Annotated in this window: 14 protein-coding genes; 13 read left to right on the top strand and 1 reads right to left on the bottom strand. The window is 31.8% G+C overall.

The window, feature by feature from the left end; genetic code table 11:
- Positions 1 to 105: 105 nt before the first annotated feature.
- The 9 genes from ACUL40_RS07730 to ACUL40_RS07690 all read left to right on the top strand — a co-directional run bounded on the left by ACUL40_RS07730 (position 106) and on the right by ACUL40_RS07690 (position 10,831).
- Positions 106 to 1,422 (top strand): sensor histidine kinase, encoded by a 1,317-nt coding sequence (locus ACUL40_RS07730; protein ID WP_000584807.1) that lies wholly within the window; start codon positions 106 to 108, stop codon positions 1,420 to 1,422.
- A 4-nt stretch (positions 1,423 to 1,426) separates the two neighbouring features.
- Positions 1,427 to 2,371 (top strand): response regulator, encoded by a 945-nt coding sequence (locus tag ACUL40_RS07725; protein WP_000274087.1) that lies wholly within the window; start codon positions 1,427 to 1,429, stop codon positions 2,369 to 2,371.
- 681 nt (positions 2,372 to 3,052) lie between these two features.
- Positions 3,053 to 4,627, top strand: coding sequence for a spore germination protein (locus tag ACUL40_RS07720; RefSeq protein WP_000119231.1), 1,575 nt, complete (start codon positions 3,053 to 3,055; stop codon positions 4,625 to 4,627).
- A 26-nt stretch (positions 4,628 to 4,653) separates the two neighbouring features.
- Positions 4,654 to 5,745 (top strand): spore germination protein, encoded by a 1,092-nt coding sequence (locus tag ACUL40_RS07715; RefSeq protein WP_000628605.1) that lies wholly within the window; start codon positions 4,654 to 4,656, stop codon positions 5,743 to 5,745.
- Positions 5,742 to 6,935 (top strand): Ger(x)C family spore germination protein, encoded by a 1,194-nt coding sequence (locus ACUL40_RS07710; RefSeq protein WP_000680791.1) that lies wholly within the window; start codon positions 5,742 to 5,744, stop codon positions 6,933 to 6,935. Before ACUL40_RS07715 ends, ACUL40_RS07710 begins: the two co-directional genes overlap by 4 nt.
- 324 nt (positions 6,936 to 7,259) lie before the next feature.
- The gene (proC, locus tag ACUL40_RS07705; protein ID WP_001041291.1) at positions 7,260 to 8,078 is read left to right on the top strand and encodes a pyrroline-5-carboxylate reductase; all 819 of its coding nucleotides are present in this window, start codon (positions 7,260 to 7,262) and stop codon (positions 8,076 to 8,078) included.
- A 133-nt stretch (positions 8,079 to 8,211) separates the two neighbouring features.
- Positions 8,212 to 9,627, top strand: a complete 1,416-nt coding sequence (locus tag ACUL40_RS07700; protein ID WP_000067451.1) for an amino acid permease — start codon at positions 8,212 to 8,214, stop codon at positions 9,625 to 9,627.
- Between the two features lie 165 nt (positions 9,628 to 9,792).
- Complete coding sequence (locus ACUL40_RS07695) at positions 9,793 to 10,434, top strand: excinuclease ABC subunit C (protein WP_065212211.1); 642 nt, start codon at positions 9,793 to 9,795, stop codon at positions 10,432 to 10,434.
- A gap of 166 nt (positions 10,435 to 10,600) precedes the next feature.
- Positions 10,601 to 10,831, top strand: coding sequence for an alpha/beta-type small acid-soluble spore protein (locus ACUL40_RS07690; RefSeq protein WP_000897399.1), 231 nt, complete (start codon positions 10,601 to 10,603; stop codon positions 10,829 to 10,831).
- A 679-nt stretch (positions 10,832 to 11,510) separates the two neighbouring features.
- Here the strand turns inward: ACUL40_RS07690 and ACUL40_RS07685 are convergent.
- A complete protein-coding gene (locus tag ACUL40_RS07685; RefSeq protein ID WP_002026045.1) occupies positions 11,511 to 11,639 on the bottom strand; it encodes a hypothetical protein in 129 nt (42 codons plus the stop codon).
- 435 nt (positions 11,640 to 12,074) lie between these two features.
- Here ACUL40_RS07685 and ACUL40_RS07680 point away from each other — a divergent pair, with 435 nt between their 5' ends.
- The 4 genes from ACUL40_RS07680 (at position 12,075) to hblA (ending at position 18,250) form a co-directional block, all read left to right on the top strand.
- The gene (locus tag ACUL40_RS07680; RefSeq protein ID WP_001097912.1) at positions 12,075 to 13,304 is read left to right on the top strand and encodes a helix-turn-helix domain-containing protein; all 1,230 of its coding nucleotides are present in this window, start codon (positions 12,075 to 12,077) and stop codon (positions 13,302 to 13,304) included.
- 1,180 nt (positions 13,305 to 14,484) lie between these two features.
- A complete protein-coding gene (gene hblC / locus ACUL40_RS07675; protein ID WP_000850223.1) occupies positions 14,485 to 15,804 on the top strand; it encodes a hemolytic enterotoxin HBL lytic component L2 in 1,320 nt (439 codons plus the stop codon).
- A 61-nt stretch (positions 15,805 to 15,865) separates the two neighbouring features.
- Complete coding sequence (gene hblD / locus ACUL40_RS07670; protein WP_000714435.1) at positions 15,866 to 17,086, top strand: hemolytic enterotoxin HBL lytic component L1; 1,221 nt, start codon at positions 15,866 to 15,868, stop codon at positions 17,084 to 17,086.
- Positions 17,087 to 17,122: 36 nt separating this feature from the next.
- Positions 17,123 to 18,250, top strand: a complete 1,128-nt coding sequence (gene hblA / locus ACUL40_RS07665) for a hemolysin BL binding component B (RefSeq protein ID WP_000591977.1) — start codon at positions 17,123 to 17,125, stop codon at positions 18,248 to 18,250.
- Positions 18,251 to 18,285 lie beyond the last annotated feature (35 nt).

The raw sequence follows: 18,285 nt of genomic DNA, 5'->3' as shown, positions 1-18,285 counted from the left end.
TAATGCTTTCGTTTATATCTTATTTATCAGTTTTTGAAAAAAATAGAGTAAGTATTGTATTAATGCAAATAGGTTTGTATACTGACTGTTAGGCGAAAGTGAGAAGTGATTATTTTGAATCTTAGTAATTTAGTAAAAAAAGACATCTATATTCTCGTTTTAATGATACTTACAGTACCCTTAGTAGGTGAAATAAAGTCATTTCCTTTAAATGAAACATTTAGAATGAGCTTTGGCGCACCAACATTTTTCTTTTTTTTGTTATTGTTTCGACGAATTCCAGCATTTTTACCGGGTTTTTTAACAGCGATAGTCGTGGTAGTATTTCGTATCTCAATGGATGTCATTATAAAGGGAAATGTGGATTGGCTAGCCGCTTTTCATACTCACTATCCTAGTTTTTTCTTTTATTTTACTTATTCGTATCTCTTTCATTTAGCAAAAATCAAACGTTTTTATCATCAACCACTAATGATTGGTTTTATTGGTTGCATGATTGAAATACTGTCAGACTGTGTGGAATTAATGATTCAATATTTCGTATTAAAAACATCGATCACATCCGAGGCAATAAATGAGATCATTGTTATTGCATGTTCCCATAGTTTTATAGTTCTAAGCTTTTTCAATATGATGAAATTGTATGAAGCGCAATCAAGGGAGAGACATATAAAGAAGCAAAATGAACACATGCTCATGCTCATCTCTAATTTATATGAAGATGCTGTTCATTTAAAGAAAACATTACAAGATGCTGAGAATATAACAAAAAAATCCTATGATTTATATCAAACCTTAGACTCCTTTGAGCACAAACAGATGGATTTTCAGTTTGAGGATTTAAGGCAACAGGCATTACAAATTGCTGGTGAGGTCCATGACGTTAAAAAGGATAACCAACGTATTTTTGCGGGACTTTCAAAATTAATTTCTGATGAAAGTTTTACAGATTATATGTCTGTGCATGAACTAGTAAATATCATTATACGGGCAAATACGAAATATGCACGGTTGCTAGAGAAAGACATCCAATTTGTGTATAAAATTGATGGTGTGCATCCTCATTATCATATTTACACAATCTTATCTATTATAAATAATATCGTTACAAACGCTGTAGAAGCTATCCAAGGTATGGGAACCATCACAATTGACATTAATAAAGACCACCATTTTGTTGAATTTCAAATAGGCGATAATGGTCCTGGTATTTCTTCAAAATATAAAGATTCAATTTTTGAGCCTGGGTTTACTTCTAAATATGATGATTTAGGCAACCCATCGACAGGTATCGGATTATCGTATGTTAAAGAAATGGTCGCACAACTTGAAGGTGATGTTACGTTTGAGGACAGAACCGAAGGAAAAGGATCAATTTTTATAATTAGATTAGGGATTGATCATATAATTTCGAAAGGGTGATTCTATGTATTTTTATATAGTAGATGATGAAAAAGCGGTTCGCTCAATGTTGGCTCAAATTATCGAGGATGAAGATCTTGGGGAGGTTATAGGAGAAGCTGAGGATGGTTTATCTTTAGAGCAACAAATGGTAATCCTTAAAAATATAGACATTTTATTTATCGATTTGTTAATGCCGAATCAAGATGGAATAAAAACAATTCGTCAAATAAAGCCTTCGTTTAAAGGGAAAATCATCATGGTCTCTCAAGTAGAATCAAAAGAATTAATTGCTGAAGCTTATTCGCTTGGTGTTGAATACTATATTATTAAGCCAATTAACCGGATTGAAGTATTAACAGTTGTTCGGAAAGTCATTGAACGAATTCGTTTGGAAAAATCAATAAAAAACATTCAAGAATCGCTTAATATGGTACTAAAATTGGATAGTAATTCAATTGTGCAAGAAAAATACCGTAATGAAAAACATTTAAATACTTTCAATCATTTTCAAAATTCCATTCATTTTCTTTTGTCTGAATTAGGAATAGCCAGTGAAAGTGGAAGTAAAGATTTAATGGATATGCTAGATTATTTATATAAATATGAACAAGATAACACGTTGGAACAAGGCTTTCCCTCACTAAAAGAGATTTTTATGAATTTAGCTCAAAAAAAACTTGGGGATTCAGCTGAAGATGCCGAATTAAAAAGGTTCATAGAAGCTTCCAAACAACGGATTCGGAGAGCAATTTATCAATCATTAAACCATTTAGCATCCCTTGGACTTACTGATTTTTTAAACCCGAAGTTCGAAAATTATGCTTCTAGATTTTTTGATTTTACTACCGTAAGGAGAAAGATGACAGAATTGAATAATGAACCAACATTACCTGCTCGTATTGATACGAAAAAATTTATTCAAGTTCTTTATTTTGAAGCAAAACGAATACACTTGGAGTTAAGATAATAAACTCTTGCTAAGTATTATTTTCAATTGATAGATTGATAATTGTTTTCATGTTATTGGTTTTATATAGTTTTTCTAAGAGAGGATTTTCCTTTATTTCATATTGGTTTTAAAATTAGAAAATTCCGTATCGATTCGGTAGAAGTGTATGAACTTAAAACAAAAGAATATGTATTTTTTACACATTAATATTCATTAAAAAAAACGAGTATTTTCACAATAAAATATAAATACATAGTAAGTTGAATTGAAAAAAAGATGCTATCTTCTGGCATCTTTTTTTCTTTAAGAGGAAATATCATTGATCCTTATATTATTTGAAATTCAAATGCGGGCATATAAATAAGGGAAAAGGAGATAATATTTAACAAATTATAATTGGAAATGGTATTTTAGGTCAGAAATGTTTTTATACTAATTAGATTATTGGTACTAAATAAGCATAATGTCTCGCTTTTCTGCTCTTTAATCTTATCGTTATTTTTTATTAAGTACATATCGTTTTTTAGAAATCTCAATCCTAGCAGAGTATATAAATTGGGTGATAAAAATGTGGAACATAATTACTTCTTATCTTCCAGATTGGAAAGTCTTTGTACAAGCTTTTATCTTGTTTTTAATTCCGTATACTATCTCAAGATTTTTTCATTGGGTTCGTATGTCAGAGAAAGAGTGGGAAGAATGAGTTGGTGGAAGTCAAGAGACAAACAAGTGAAAAAAAATAATATTCAAAGTAAAACGAAACAAGAGCATAAACCATCTCAAAATACAAACGTTCATTTCACAAATGATTTTGCCTCTAACTTAGAACTTATAAAGCAACAAATCGGACATAATTCTGATGTTCGATTTCGGAAGTTTAATATTGGACGCACAGATATTCAGGCTGGGATCGTTTTTGTTGATGGTCTATCAGATAAAGAGATAATTGACAAACATATTATGAAATTACTAATGGATGATTTTTCTGATGAATATAAAAATGAATCTTCTTATGTGGAGGGGACTGTTTCAAAAGAATATATTAAAAATAAAGTTCTTACAATTAGTGAAGTAGCAGAAGTCCATTACATAAAAGATTTAATACCCAAAGTATTGATAGGTTCAACAGCTCTTTTAATTGATGGTTTAGCAGATGTGTTTATTCTTGGTACAACAAAAGCAAATAAACGAAACATTGAAGAACCAGTATCGGAGGCATTAGTCAGAGGGCCACGGGTCGGTTTTACTGAAGTATTAAGTGATAATACCTCACTTTTGCGACGACACTGTGCGGATGAGAGCTTATCATTAGTAAAGCTACCAGTAGGAGAACGTGCAAAGAAAGAGTTAGTCGTCGCATTTATTAAAGATCTTGCTAGTACAGAATTGGTGGATGAAATAAAAAACAGAATTCAGAAAATTGACATAGACAGTGTACTCGAATCTGGTTATATAGAGCAACTTATTGAAGATAATTATCTCAGTCCTTTTCCGCAGATTCAAAATACAGAACGACCTGATCGTGTTATTAGTGCTTTGATGGAAGGTCGAGTAGCTATTTTGTTAGATGGAACACCATTTGTTTTAATTGCTCCAGTTACATTTAGCATGCTGCTGCAATCACCAGAAGATTATTATGAAAGGTGGCTTCCTGGTACACTTCTCCGCTTATTACGCTTCATGACAGCTTTTGTTTCATTATTTGCTCCAGCACTGTATATTTCTTTCATTTCATTTCATCCAGGATTAATTCCCACTAAGCTCGCTATTTCTATTATCGGATCGCGAGAAGGAGTTCCTTTTCCCGCTTTAATAGAAGCGTTAATTATGGAAATAGCTATCGAAGTTTTACGAGAAGCAGGTTTACGTCTGCCTAAACCGATTGGACCGGCAATGGGAATTGTGGGCGGTTTAATAATTGGTCAGGCTGCCGTAGAAGCAGGAATTGTTAGTCCAATAATGGTTATTGTTGTTGCGGTAACAGCTATTTCTTCTTTTACTATTCCGCAATATAGTGTGGGAATTACGTTACGCATTCTTCGTTTTGTAGCTATGTTTTGTGCTGCGATATTTGGCTTGTATGGAGTTATTCTCTTCTTTCTTTTACTTTGCAGTCATTTAGTGAAACTGAAAAGTTTTGGCGTTCCTTATACCAGCCCTGCTGTTCCATATCGATTCAGTGACTGGAAAGATTTTATGGTTCGCATGCCATTAAAAATAATGAGACGTCGACCGAAAATAATGCATACCAAAAAAACTATCCGCAAAAGGTAGCTGATGACGAAAGGAAGTGGCCTTCAATGATTACTATACCTAAAGACCGAATAACAACTTCACAAGCAGTTGTTATTATTGTAAATTACATACTTGGGACAGGAATTCTTACTTTGCCCAGAGCATCTGTGGAAAAAGTGAAAACACCAGATGTATGGTTAAGTGTGATATTAGGTGGGATACTCGCAATGGTTTCAGGAGTAATTATGGTCAAATTAAGTCAGCAGTTTCCAGAAAAAACATTTTACCAATACAGTCAAGATATTGTAGGGAAATGGATAGGCAGATTGCTTAGTTTTCTTATTATAGGGTATTTTCTTACAACTTCAGCATTTCAAATTCGTTCAATGGCAGAAGTAATAAGCTTTTTTTTGCTCGAAGGAACCCCCACATGGGCTATTGTTATGCCTTTTATGTGGATAGGTCTCTATTTGATTATGGGTGGTATTAATTCAATTGCACGGATGTTTGAAATAATATTTCCTATTACTGTTTTTATTTTTTTAATCATTTCCTTTATGAGTATCGGAATATTCGAGATAGATAATCTCCGTCCCGTATTAGGTTTGGGAATTAAACCAGTGTTAGATGGGATAAAAACAACGTCTCTCGCATATACAGGTCCTGAAATTATGTTAATTCTTTTGGTATTTATGGAACAACGAAAGAAAGCAGTAAAAGCTATTTTAGTTGGAATTTCTATTCCGTTAATCTTTTATGTAATAACTGTTGTAATGGTCATTGGTGCATTATCAATTGATGGGGTTGTAACAAGAACATGGCCGACAATTGACCTTATGCGCAGTTTTGAAATTTCTGGTTTGATATTTGAACGTTTTGAATCTTTACTGCTTGTAATATGGATTATGCAAATATTTGCTACCTATACGATTAGTTACTATGCAGCTGCATTAGGATTAGCCCAACTCTTTAAAAAGAGTATTCATCCGTTTATTTTTGCTTTAATTCCAATCATTTACATCATTGCTATGACTTCGAAAAATATAAATGACTTGCTTAAATTGGGGGATATGCTCGGTAATGCTGCTTTATTTTTATTTGGTTTACTGCCACTGCTTCTTTTTATTATTACGCGATTAAAAGGAGGAGTAGTGTGAAACATAAATTTAATTATATGCGGTTCTATTTGGCTTTGTTATGGACGCTTTTGCTTCTATTTTTAACAGGGTGTTGGAGCAGTAAAGAAGTAGAAGAGTTGAGTTTAACTGCAGGTATAGCACTAGATAAAGGGAAGGATTCAACAATTGAGAAAGAGGATGAGGAAGGAGGTTATCCTAAAAGAAATATTATAACAGCTACTTATCAAATTGTTAGTTCGCAAGCACAAAGTAAAGGAAATGGACAACAAAAACGTTATATAAATGTTTCTGAGACCGGTGATTCCATTCATCAAATTGTTCGTGAGTTTTCATTGAAAAGAGAGAGCACAATGTTCAGCCCACATTTAAAAAACATTGTTATTAGTGATAGTCTTGTACGTACATACAGTTTAGAACAATTACTTGAACAGTATCTCCGTGACAATGAAGTTCGGCTTAGCTGTATGCTCTTAATTAGCAAGGGTCTAGCGAAGGAGGTACTGGAATCAAACAAAAAAGGAGAAATCCCAGCATTTCGTTTGTCTGGAATTGCAGATAATAGAAATAGAACAACAAGGATTGTACCTCCTGTATCGCTCGCTAAATTGGAAGGAAAGATGCGGTCAGGGTCCAGTTTTCTTTTGCAAAATGTAATCTCGATAAAAGGAGAAACAAAATTTGCTGGAGCTGCTGTAATTAAAGGAAAGACAAAAAAGTTGATGGGCTTTTTAAATGAACAGGAATTGGAAGGAGTAGTATGGATAAACGGAAAAAGGAATGGTGGTGTGTTAAAAACTTTTGATAAAGAATCAAAGAAACTCATTATATACGAAATAAAGTCAATAAAAAGCAAAATCATACCACATGTTAACGGAAATAATATTTCCTTTGATGTAAACATTGAATCAGAAGGGCGTTTGTCTGAAAATTGGATACAATCAGGAAAAGATTTTGAAAATGAATTTTTAAAAAGGGAAGAAAAAGCTATTGAAAAAGAAGTAAAGCACTTAGTACATCATGTTACAAAAAAAATACAAAAAGAATACCAAGTCGATATTGCGGGTTTTGGCAACCAATTAAGAATTAAACACCCGAGAACATGGGAGAAAGTCAAAAAAAATTGGGATCAAACATTTAGTAAGGTACCGATTAAATATCATATAAATGTAACTATACAAGATTATGGAGCGTCAAGTTTAAAACGGTGAGATACCTTAATTGAAATTATATTTGCATCAAAACAAAAAGTTACAAAAATTTTAATTTAAAAATTTTTGTAACTTTTTGTTTTTTTATGTCCTTCTTATTATAGATTAAAGAAATGATTTTATCCCGCTATTTGCCGGGCAGTAAGACCCCCACCTCAAAATTCAGCGAAAGCAAAGAAGTTATTAGAGGTATATGTAAGCTCTATATAGGAAGGAGAATTTTGAAATTCTATTGATAAACCAAGTAATTGTAATAGCCCTTATTTAGAATAATAATTTCAAAATCAATAAAATTTAGAGTAGAAGGAGCAAGAGCAAATTATTATGAATAAACAAATAGGATTCATCGGATGTGGAAACATGGGTATTGCTATGATAGGTGGGATGATAAAAAAAAATATAGTTTCTCCAGATCAAATAATTTGTTCAGATTTAAACGTCATTAATTTAAAAAATGCTAGTAATGAATATGGCATAACTATAACTACTAACAACAATGAAGTCGCTAACAGTGCTGACATTTTAATTTTATCAATCAAACCAGATTTATACTCATCGGTAATTAACCAAATAAAAGATCAAATAAAAAATGATGTAATCGTTGTAACTATTGCTGCAGGAAAAAGTATTAAGAGCACTGAGAATGAATTTGGTAGAAAGTTAAAGGTTGTTAGAGTAATGCCTAATACACCGGCACTTGTTGGAGAAGGAATGTCTGCGTTATGTTTTAATGAAATGGTTACAGAAAAAGATATAAAAGAGGTACTGAACATATTTAATATTTTCGGCCAGACGGAGGTCATAAATGAAAAACTAATGGATGTTGTTACATCTATTAGTGGTTCTTCTCCAGCATATGTGTATATGTTTATAGAAGCCATGGCAGATGCTGCTGTACTTGGCGGTATGCCGAGAAAACAAGCTTATAAATTTGCGGCTCAGGCTGTATTAGGTTCTGCAAAAATGGTATTGGAAACAGGAATACATCCAGGTGAATTGAAGGATATGGTTTGTTCTCCAAGTGGAACGACGATAGAAGCTGTAGTAACGCTAGAAGAAAAAGGTTTAAGAACAGCTATCATTTCAGCTATGAAACGTTGTACGCAAAAATCTATGGAAATGTCTAGTTTAACTAGTAAGTGAGAAGCGAATTTATATAATATTTCAAATCTATTTAATGTAAAAGAAATATTATGAGGCTAGTTAATAACTAAGTAAATTTATATACAACACTAACGAGAAGAACCAACCTTATTTTAAAGGGGATACAGAAAATATGAGTAATTTACTAAAAAAGAAATCCGTTACACAATTGTTAGAGCATAATCAAAGCAAGACTTTAACGAAAACATTAGGAGCATTTGATTTAATTATGTTAGGGGTAGGCTCGATAGTTGGAACGGGTGTTCTTGTGTTAACTGGATTAGTAGCAGCAAGAAATGCTGGTCCAGCAGTTGTTTTTTCATTTATACTTGCAGCAATTATATGTGGATTTATAGCATTATGTTACGCTGAAATTGCTTCTACACTCCCGGCGTCTGGTAGTGTATATACGTACTCATATGCAACAATTGGTGAGTTTGTTGCTCATCTAGTAGGTTGGTCATTGCTGTTAATATATATCGTGGCAACAGCAGCTGTCGCTGCTGGATGGACAGGCTATTTCCACAATTTAATAAAGGGATTTGGATTAGAGATACCTAAAGCTCTAGTAACGATTCCTTCGCATGGTGGTATTGTGAATCTACCAGCAGTAATTATTACATTGATATTGGCATGGATGTTATCTCGTGGTACGAGAGAAAGTAAACGAATCAATAATATAATGGTATTGATTAAAATTGGAATGATTTTGTTGTTTATTACGGTTGGTATATTCTATGTAAAACCAATGAACTGGATACCAATTGCACCATACGGTTTAAGTGGAGTTTTTACGGGTGGAGCAGCTATTTTATTCGCTTTTACGGGTTTTGATATATTAGCAACTTCAGCAGAAGAAGTAAAAGATCCGAAACGTAATCTTCCCATCGGTATTATTGCATCATTAATCATATGTACAATTATTTATGTTATGGTATGCCTTGTTATGACAGGAATGGTTTCCTATAAAGAATTAAATGTTCCTGAGGCAATGGCTTATGTAATGGAAGTTGTAGGACAAGGAAAAGTCGCTGGTGCAATTGCTGCAGGTGCTGTAATTGGCCTTATGGCTGTTATTTTTTCCAATATGTATGCGGCAACACGAGTATTCTTTGCAATGAGTCGTGATGGATTGTTACCGAAATCATTTGCGAAAGTTAATAAGAAAACTGGAGCACCCACTTTTATAACTGGATTAGCAGGAATAGGGAGCTCTATAATAGCTGGGTTTATTGATTTGAAAGAATTAGTTAATTTAGTTAATATCGGTAGTTTGGTGACATTTGCGTTAGTTTGTCTATCAGTTATTATCCTTCGTAAATCACACCCAAATTTAAAACGTGGATTTATGGTACCTTTTGTACCTGTATTACCATGCGTTGCAATTGTATGCTGTGTGTTTTTAATGCTAAATTTACCGTTAAGGACATGGGTGTACTTTAGTATTTGGATTACTATTGGGGTAGTAGTATATTTCCTTTATTCGATAAAATACAGTAATTTAAATGAGGAAACGATCTCGAAATTACATGATAAAATTGCGAGATAATAACGATCGAAAATTTTATTAATAATCATATTGATAGTTGAGTAACATAGAAACAGTTTTTTGACATTTAGCAAGAGATAAAATAAGAGATGCTAGGGCAGCTAAGTACTTTTTTAGAAACCTTGCTTGTTTTTTACGATTTAACGCTGCTAAGGAGAGAGAAGTATGAGTGAATTGCATTTTATGAGTATAGAAGAATTGGATAATAAATTGAAAAAATCTGACAGTGGTATTTATTTCATTAAAGACTATAATGACAATATTATTTATGTAGGCAAGGCTTTTAGTATAAAAAGTAGAGTATTAGCTCATTTTAATAGTTATTCCAATATTGAGGAATATGTACATTTATTTAATAAAGTAGCGTATCTCATTGAAGATAGTTTGTTAAAACGCTCTTTGTTACAAGTTACTTATATGATTAAATATAGACCAGTATTAAACAAAGAAGTACAAAAAGAATTCCCAGAGTTGTATACTCAATACATTAAGCAGACAAATAAAAAATCTATGTTGTTAGAAATTGATAAAGCTAAAGAAAAGGGGGATGAGTTAAAGAATAAATTAGTAAAATTAGTGGGTGGAAAAACTATGTTTTATGACATAATTTCTCTGTTAAACAATGGATATAACTATCATATCCTCGCAAAAGTATTGAGCATAGAACTTCAAACTTTAATTATAATGAAAGAATACCGAAAAAAATTCCCGATACCACATAATTATAAGAGGACAATAAAACATCAAGATATAATGTATGCTTTATCTGGAAAAAAGAATTTCAGTACTTCAAGGTTAAACACTTAACTTTAAAGTAGTAAATTCGTTGCTTTTGTAGCTTTTATTGTTATATTGAAATGCAATGTACATTTGTGTTTCAAATTTAATTGGTGGAATAAGGGGAGGGAAAGGGTTCCTATGAAAATACTGGAATAAATTAGGTTGATCATGCATAAATAGCATAATTAGGCACATGTTATTTATAAATATTCAAAGATACGAAAGTGATACAAATGAAATTCTTATTTCTGCTACTACAAGTACTATTGAGCAAATGAAGTATGAAATTGCTTTTGAACTAGGAGTCACACTGGGACCTGATACATCACATCATCTGCAAATGGTTCGGATCGGTGGAGAGATTACAAAACGCTTAGTTCGAATGGCTGAAAAACAGTTAACAGGTCAATACAGACTACACTAAGAAAATAATCCGTATATATACGGATTATTTTTCCTTTAATTTACAAAAAAATAAATTTCGAAATTGAAAAAACCTCTCAGATTCCTTTGTAATGATGTTTTTTAGTTATGTTAATGACATAGGTATCGGAAGGTGATGAATTCGATACGAGCGATGTATGAACCCTTTAAAGAGTTTTGGTGTTATTTGTAATTTTAATTCCATAATACTTAAGCCGATATAATAAAATGTTTTATGTCTAAATCGATATAAAGGAATAGTTTTTAAGTGATATTTCTTTTTTTATAGAATAAGCAAAACCTGATATTGTAGTAAGAATTGTTTTGATGTCAATTTACTGTGCACCTTGGTTATTGAAGTTTTTGGTTGATTAACAACTATTGTATTTGGAAATTAATAATAAGTTTATCTCGCTATTTGCCCGTAAAAGCCCGATTGGTGTGGGCTAATAATCAGTGGGGATGAACAAAACCCCCACTGATTAAAGTTTCACTTTATGTGATGCGGTAATAAAACTATCTAGTTTGCTATTTTTAGTATTTGTAAAGTCTATATATATTTTCCTCTTTTGTGGAAAGTAAGCTAATGTTGCGACCAGTAATATAGTGTCATTTTTTTGAAAATTCCATTCGTTTTTTTATTTTTAGTTGATGAAAAGACCGTTCTCTCAATTAAATGTTTAGTTGAGTACTTGAATTTCCTCCACCTTATACTTTTCAAAGCATAGTGCTTCAAAAATAGCCATATCGCTTTCATCTGTTTCCAATTTCACAACTTCTTTATTATCTTTTTTTAAAATTTGGAGCAAAATAGTTTTTCAGTTTCATATTTAAATTAGCAGTATTTATTTTTTTGAATTCAATTTGTATAAGTGATTGAATTGGAACTTTGACTGTTGTTTCTTGCGGTGGTACAGTATCTCCTGTTATTTTCGCTGTATTTTAAATCTTTTTCCAGCTTGGTTCTCGCATTGACTACCACTGTATTTTGTAGTATTTCACTGTTTTCTCAAGTTCAATAATTATATCTTGTAGAATTAAGAAAAGAACTTAGCTTATTTCCTTTACTTATCTTATCTACTCTGATATTTAGATGCTAACTACAATTAAATAATATATGATTTTTATAAAAAAGATATAGTAATATTTTGTTGTGAATTGTACTAATTTGATATTTTATAGTATTATTTGTCGTGAATTATATATAACAGAATATATTTTATAGATCTATAAAGGAGAATGTAATGAATACTTCTATCGATATACAACACTTGTGTGATCTTGCACATAAAGCATTTAATGCCCCTGTACATATTTTATCTGCAGACAGAAAAATTTTATATCATTCTACATCTGATAATGTTTGTAGTCCTTTTTATTCTTCAAAAGAAGAACATCTTACTGATATTTATCAAGAAAACGATCCCTTTAACTTGCCACTTTTCCGAAGTAACAACTATCTTGAAAATTTTGTTCTAATTCATATAGAAAATCATGATGATATTAAAGGGACTATTATAATCGGTCCTACTATACATCCAAAAGATTCAGATGATATGATCATAAAATTTCAGAAAGAATTTAAAGCAAATGATAACATTCAAGAAAGACTTGCCTATTATCAGTGTTTATCTGAGATTAAAAAAACTACATTAATTGATATGGGAATTTTATTACATTACATGATTTTCAATGAAAAGTTAGATGTAGATATTGTCTTGGAAAAAAATAAAGTACTAGAGGAAGTTCCTAATAAAATTGTGAAACCGGATTTATATATTTTAAAACGCCGACAAAACAAACCTAAAACGCACAATATGGCATTAGTAAATGATTTCTTTTCGACTATTAAAGAAGGAAATAAAAAAAAGTTAATACAGTATATGTATGCGGTTTCGCAAGAAGATGTTGAACTTATGCTAATAGAGGATCCGCTCAGGAATCAAAAAAACCTTGGAATTATTGCGATTACCTTAGCCACTCGATATGCAATAGAAGGAAACCTGCCACCAGATATTGCTTTTGCCCATAGTATTTTATATATACAAACCCTAGAACAATTAGATAATGTAGAATCTGTAAAGCGATTGTCAGGGGACGCTTTACGTACCTTTGCAGATCGTGTGAAAGAATACAATGCAAAAAAGTATTCTTACGCGGTTACTACATGTATAAAACATATTAATAAAAATGTTTACGATGGAATATCTCTGAATGAACTTGCTAATCATTTAGAAATTACGCCTACTTATCTGTCTAAACTATTTAAAAAAGAAATGGGAATTACTTTAAGCGAATATATTCAAAGGGAAAGAGTGGAAGAAGCAAAAAAATTATTAACACTCACTACTTATTCGTTATCAGATATCTGTGCGTGGCTTAACTTTAATGACCAAAGTTATTTTATAAGAGTTTTCAAAAAAATCACTAGTATGACTCCTAGGCAGTACCGTGAAAAATATACAGTAATATAAGCTTGTTATCTGCTGTCTTCAATGTAAAGACTTAAACATGGGTATAAGTATCCCAAAAAATGAAAATACACTAACCATTATTTTGCTAAAGAAAACAAAAAGACAGAAGGCTGCAAAGTGTTTCAAGTAAGCTTTGCAGCTTTTTTGTAATTTAAAACCTATGTTTATAACGATGATAAGTTTATAGACTAATATCTTCATACTGAATATTTGTTAATAATGATACTAGGATGTTTTGTGAAAAAATCAACAATATAACATATATTACTAAATATATCTACATTTTATGCAATTATACATAACTAAATAAAGGTAAAAAAGTATAAAAAGACCTATTATATTATTCTATAAGTATTTTTTCTAAAATAAAATTTCTTGGTTGAGCTAAAATAGTTATTTTTAACCGTATACACATTAATTTGTAATCATTACAATTACAGAAATGAAATTTACGAATAACTATATTTATATAATTTTTTTCGGTTCATATTTTTATTTAACAGTAAATTATCGATCGTAATCGACAAAATTTTTCTATTTACGCATTAAAAATTTAATGTTTTAATGAACAACATAACTGGTATGACCAGACAGAAAGGATAAGGTTACGCTAATAGGAATTATAGTGAAGTTGTAAGTAACATTATGTCGTTAATAATTTTATAAATAGTCAATTTATTTACAAGAGGTCAAGAATCAAATTTGTAATAAACCTGTTCTAAGTTTCTGCATAACAAAAGTGAAGTTATTCCGCAATAAAAGTATAAGCGATGTACAGTATAATTTCACCTTTTGTAGTCTAGTAAGGAGCTTGCTGATAAAACTAAGAGTAATATTATTAAATTTAAATTAAACAATGTTATAGCAAGATTAACTGTAAGCATTGGTTTATTGATCCTCACGATTCTGTAAGTTAAACCGCAACTTTAGGAAAGAATTAATAATTTACTACTCATAGGGTGCCTGATTCAAATATAGTTAATAAATTTTTGTTATTTATATTTAAAAAAATAGAGTATCGAAATGAGAGATAAATAAAATCTTTACATCCTATTAGAAATAAAAAACAACGATATTAACGTATCTGAAAGATTTTTCCTTCTTATCCAGTTTACAACGAGAGCGGTCGTACAAGTTATATGAATTAAGTTATAAAAACAATGGTAAAGGAGTGTACGGAATGAAAACTAAAATAATGACAGGATTTTTAATAACATCCATAGTAACTGGAGCAACTATTCCTATCAATACTCTCGCAACACCAATCGTTCAAGCGGAAACTCAACAGGAAGGCATGGATATTTCTTCATCATTACGAAAATTAGGTGCGCAATCTAAATTAATCCAAACGTATATTGATCAATCTTTAATGAGTCCTAATGTACAGCTAGAGGAAGTCCCAGCTTTAAATACAAATCAATTCCTAATCAAACAAGATATGAAGGAATGGTCATCGGAACTCTATCCACAGTTAATTCTATTAAATTCAAAAAGTAAAGGATTTGTAACAAAATTTAATAGCTATTACCCGACATTAAAATCGTTTGTAGACAATAAAGAAGATAGAGAAGGGTTTTCGGATAGACTTGAAGTACTTCAAGAAATGGCTATGACGAATCAAGAAAATACGCAACGGCAAATCAATGAATTAACAGATCTTAAATTACAGCTTGATAAAAAATTAAAAGATTTTGATACCAATGTGGCAACTGCTCAAGGCATACTAAGTACAGACGGAACAGGAAAAATAGACCAGTTAAAAAATGAAATATTAAATACCAAAAAAGCAATTCAAAATGATTTACAGCAAATTGCATTAATACCAGGGGCTTTAAATGAACAGGGATTTGCTATATTCAAAGAAGTTTATAGTCTTTCAAAAGAAATTATTGAACCGGCTGCTCAAGCAGGGGTGGCAGCGTATAACAAAGGAAAAGAAATTAACAACTCTATTTTAGAAGCGGAGAAAAAAGCGGCGCAAGAAGCGACAGAACAAGGTAAAACTGCTCTAGAGATTGAATCAGCAAAAAAAGCAGCTCGTGAAGCAATTGAGAAAAGCAAACAAGGTGAAATAGCAGCCGCAGCCGCAGCAAAAACACAAGAGTATGACCTGATGAAGGTCATTGATACCGAAAAGATTAAGAAAACATTTGGCGTTTTTGCTGAAGTAAATAAATTAACAGCAGAACAGCGAGCATATTTAGATGATTTAGAGAAACAAAATCAAAAAATATATGATTTAACAACGAAATTATCAATAGCTGATTTACAAAAATCAATGCTTCTTCTTACACAAAATGATTTGCATACGTTTGCAAATCAAGTAGATGTAGAACTTGATCTACTAAAGCGCTATAAAGAAGATTTAAATCTAATAAAAAATAGCATTACAAAATTATCTACTAATGTTGATACAACTAGCGAGCAGTCTCAAAAAGATACATTAAGACAATTAAAAAATGTAATAAGTTACCTTGAAGAACAAGTATATAAATTTTAATATTTCGTTTTTTCGGAATTCATAAAGATTATAAGCATTTAGCGAAAGAAGGAGAATAGTCATGAAAAAATTTCCATTCAAAGTACTAACTTTAGCTACATTAGCAACTGTTATAACTGCTACTACCGGTAACACTATTCATGCATTTGCACAAGAAACGACCGCTCAAGAACAAAAAGTAGGCAATTATGCATTAGGCCCCGAAGGACTGAAGAAAGCATTAGCTGAAACAGGGTCTCATATTCTAGTAATGGATTTATACGCAAAAACAATGATTAAGCAACCAAATGTAAATTTATCTAATATCGATTTAGGCTCAGAGGGGGGAGAGTTGCTCAAAAATATTCACCTTAATCAAGAGCTGTCACGAATCAATGCGAATTACTGGTTAGATACAGCGAAGCCACAGATTCAAAAAACTGCTCGTAATATTGTAAATTACGATGAACAATTTCAAAATTATTACGACACATTAGTAGAAACTGTACAAAAGAAAGATAAGGCAGGTCTAAAAGAGGGTATAAATGATTTAATTACTACAATCAATACAAATTCAAAAGAAGTTACAGATGTGATTAAGATGCTACAAGACTTCAAAGGGAAATTATATCAAAATTCTACAGATTTTAAAAATAATGTTGGTGGTCCAGATGGGAAAGGTGGATTAACTGCAATATTAGCAGGTCAACAGGCAACGATTCCACAACTTCAAGCTGAAATTGAGCAACTTCGTTCTACTCAGAAAAAACATTTTGATGATGTATTAGCATGGTCAATTGGTGGTGGATTGGGAGCAGCTATTTTAGTTATTGCAGCTATTGGAGGAGCGGTAGTTATTGTTGTAACTGGCGGTACAGCAACACCGGCTGTTGTTGGTGGACTCTCGGCTCTTGGTGCAGCTGGTATCGGTCTAGGAACTGCGGCTGGTGTCACAGCATCTAAGCATATGGACTCCTATAATGAAATTTCTAATAAAATCGGAGAATTAAGTATGAAAGCAGATCGTGCTAATCAAGCAGTCCTTTCGCTTACTAACGCGAAAGAAACATTGGCATATTTATATCAGACTGTAGATCAAGCGATATTGTCTCTAACAAATATTCAAAAGCAATGGAATACAATGGGCGCAAATTATACAGATTTACTGGATAATATCGATTCTATGCAAGACCACAAATTCTCTTTAATACCAGATGATTTAAAAGCCGCTAAAGAAAGTTGGAATGATATTCATAAAGATGCAGAATTCATTTCAAAAGATATTGCTTTTAAACAGGAGTAGAACTGAAATTTAACACCTAAATTGGAGGAAAATGAAATGATAAAAAAAATCCCTTACAAATTACTCGCTGTATCGACGCTATTAACTATTACAACTGCTAATGTAGTTTCACCAGTAACAACTTTTGCAAGTGAAATTGAACAAACGAACAATGGAGATACGGCTCTTTCTGCAAATGAAGTGAGAATGAAAGAGACCTTGCAAAAGGCTGGATTATTTGCAAAATCTATGAATGCCTATTCTTATATGTTAATTAAGAATCCTGATGTGAATTTTGAGGGAATTACCATTAATGGATATGTAGATTTACCTGGTAGAATCGTACAAGATCAAAAGAATGCAAGGGCACATGCTGTTACTTGGGATACGAAAGTAAAAAAACAGCTTTTAGATACATTGAATGGTATTGTTGAATACGATACAACATTTGACAATTATTATGAAACAATGGTAGAAGCGATTAATACAGGGGATGGAGAAACTTTAAAAGAAGGGATTACAGATTTGCGAGGTGAAATTCAACAAAATCAAAAGTATGCACAACAACTAATAGAAGAATTAACTAAATTAAGAGACTCTATTGGACATGATGTTAGAGCTTTTGGAAGTAATAAAGAGCTCTTGCAGTCAATTTTAAAAAATCAAGGTGCAGATGTTGATGCCGATCAAAAGCGTCTAGAAGAAGTATTAGGATCAGTAAACTATTATAAACAATTAGAATCTGATGGGTTTAATGTAATGAAGGGTGCTATTTTGGGTCTACCAATAATTGGCGGTATTATAGTCGGAGTAGCAAGGGATAATTTAGGTAAGTTAGAGCCTTTATTAGCAGAATTACGTCAGACCGTGGATTATAAAGTAACCTTAAATCGTGTAGTTGGAGTTGCTTACAGTAATATTAATGAAATGCACAAGGCGCTTGATGATGCTATTAACGCTCTTACTTATATGTCCACGCAGTGGCATGATTTAGATTCTCAATATTCGGGCGTTCTAGGGCATATTGAGAATGCAGCTCAAAAAGCCGATCAAAATAAATTTAAATTCTTAAAGCCTAATTTAAATGCAGCGAAAGACAGTTGGAAAACATTACGAACAGATGCTGTTACATTAAAAGAAGGAATAAAGGAATTAAAAGTGGAAACTGTTACTCCACAAAAATAGGGAAATATTAATTCTGTTGTAAAGTGAACTAAAAC

The organism is Bacillus sp. KNSH39, assembly GCF_052656585.1.
This window is presented reverse-complemented; position numbering and strand designations above follow the sequence as displayed.

Coding starts and splice junctions, on each gene's coding strand:
- ACUL40_RS07725 (WP_000274087.1), top strand. CDS start 1,427: ATGTATTTTTATATAGTAGATGATGAAAAAGCGGTTCGCTCAATGTTG.
- ACUL40_RS07680 (WP_001097912.1), top strand. CDS start 12,075: ATGAATACTTCTATCGATATACAACACTTGTGTGATCTTGCACATAAA.
- hblD (WP_000714435.1), top strand. CDS start 15,866: ATGAAAAAATTTCCATTCAAAGTACTAACTTTAGCTACATTAGCAACT.
- ACUL40_RS07700 (WP_000067451.1), top strand. CDS start 8,212: ATGAGTAATTTACTAAAAAAGAAATCCGTTACACAATTGTTAGAGCAT.
- ACUL40_RS07720 (WP_000119231.1), top strand. CDS start 3,053: ATGAGTTGGTGGAAGTCAAGAGACAAACAAGTGAAAAAAAATAATATT.
- hblC (WP_000850223.1), top strand. CDS start 14,485: ATGAAAACTAAAATAATGACAGGATTTTTAATAACATCCATAGTAACT.
- ACUL40_RS07695 (WP_065212211.1), top strand. CDS start 9,793: ATGAGTGAATTGCATTTTATGAGTATAGAAGAATTGGATAATAAATTG.
- hblA (WP_000591977.1), top strand. CDS start 17,123: ATGATAAAAAAAATCCCTTACAAATTACTCGCTGTATCGACGCTATTA.
- proC (WP_001041291.1), top strand. CDS start 7,260: ATGAATAAACAAATAGGATTCATCGGATGTGGAAACATGGGTATTGCT.
- ACUL40_RS07715 (WP_000628605.1), top strand. CDS start 4,654: ATGATTACTATACCTAAAGACCGAATAACAACTTCACAAGCAGTTGTT.
- ACUL40_RS07690 (WP_000897399.1), top strand. CDS start 10,601: ATGTTATTTATAAATATTCAAAGATACGAAAGTGATACAAATGAAATT.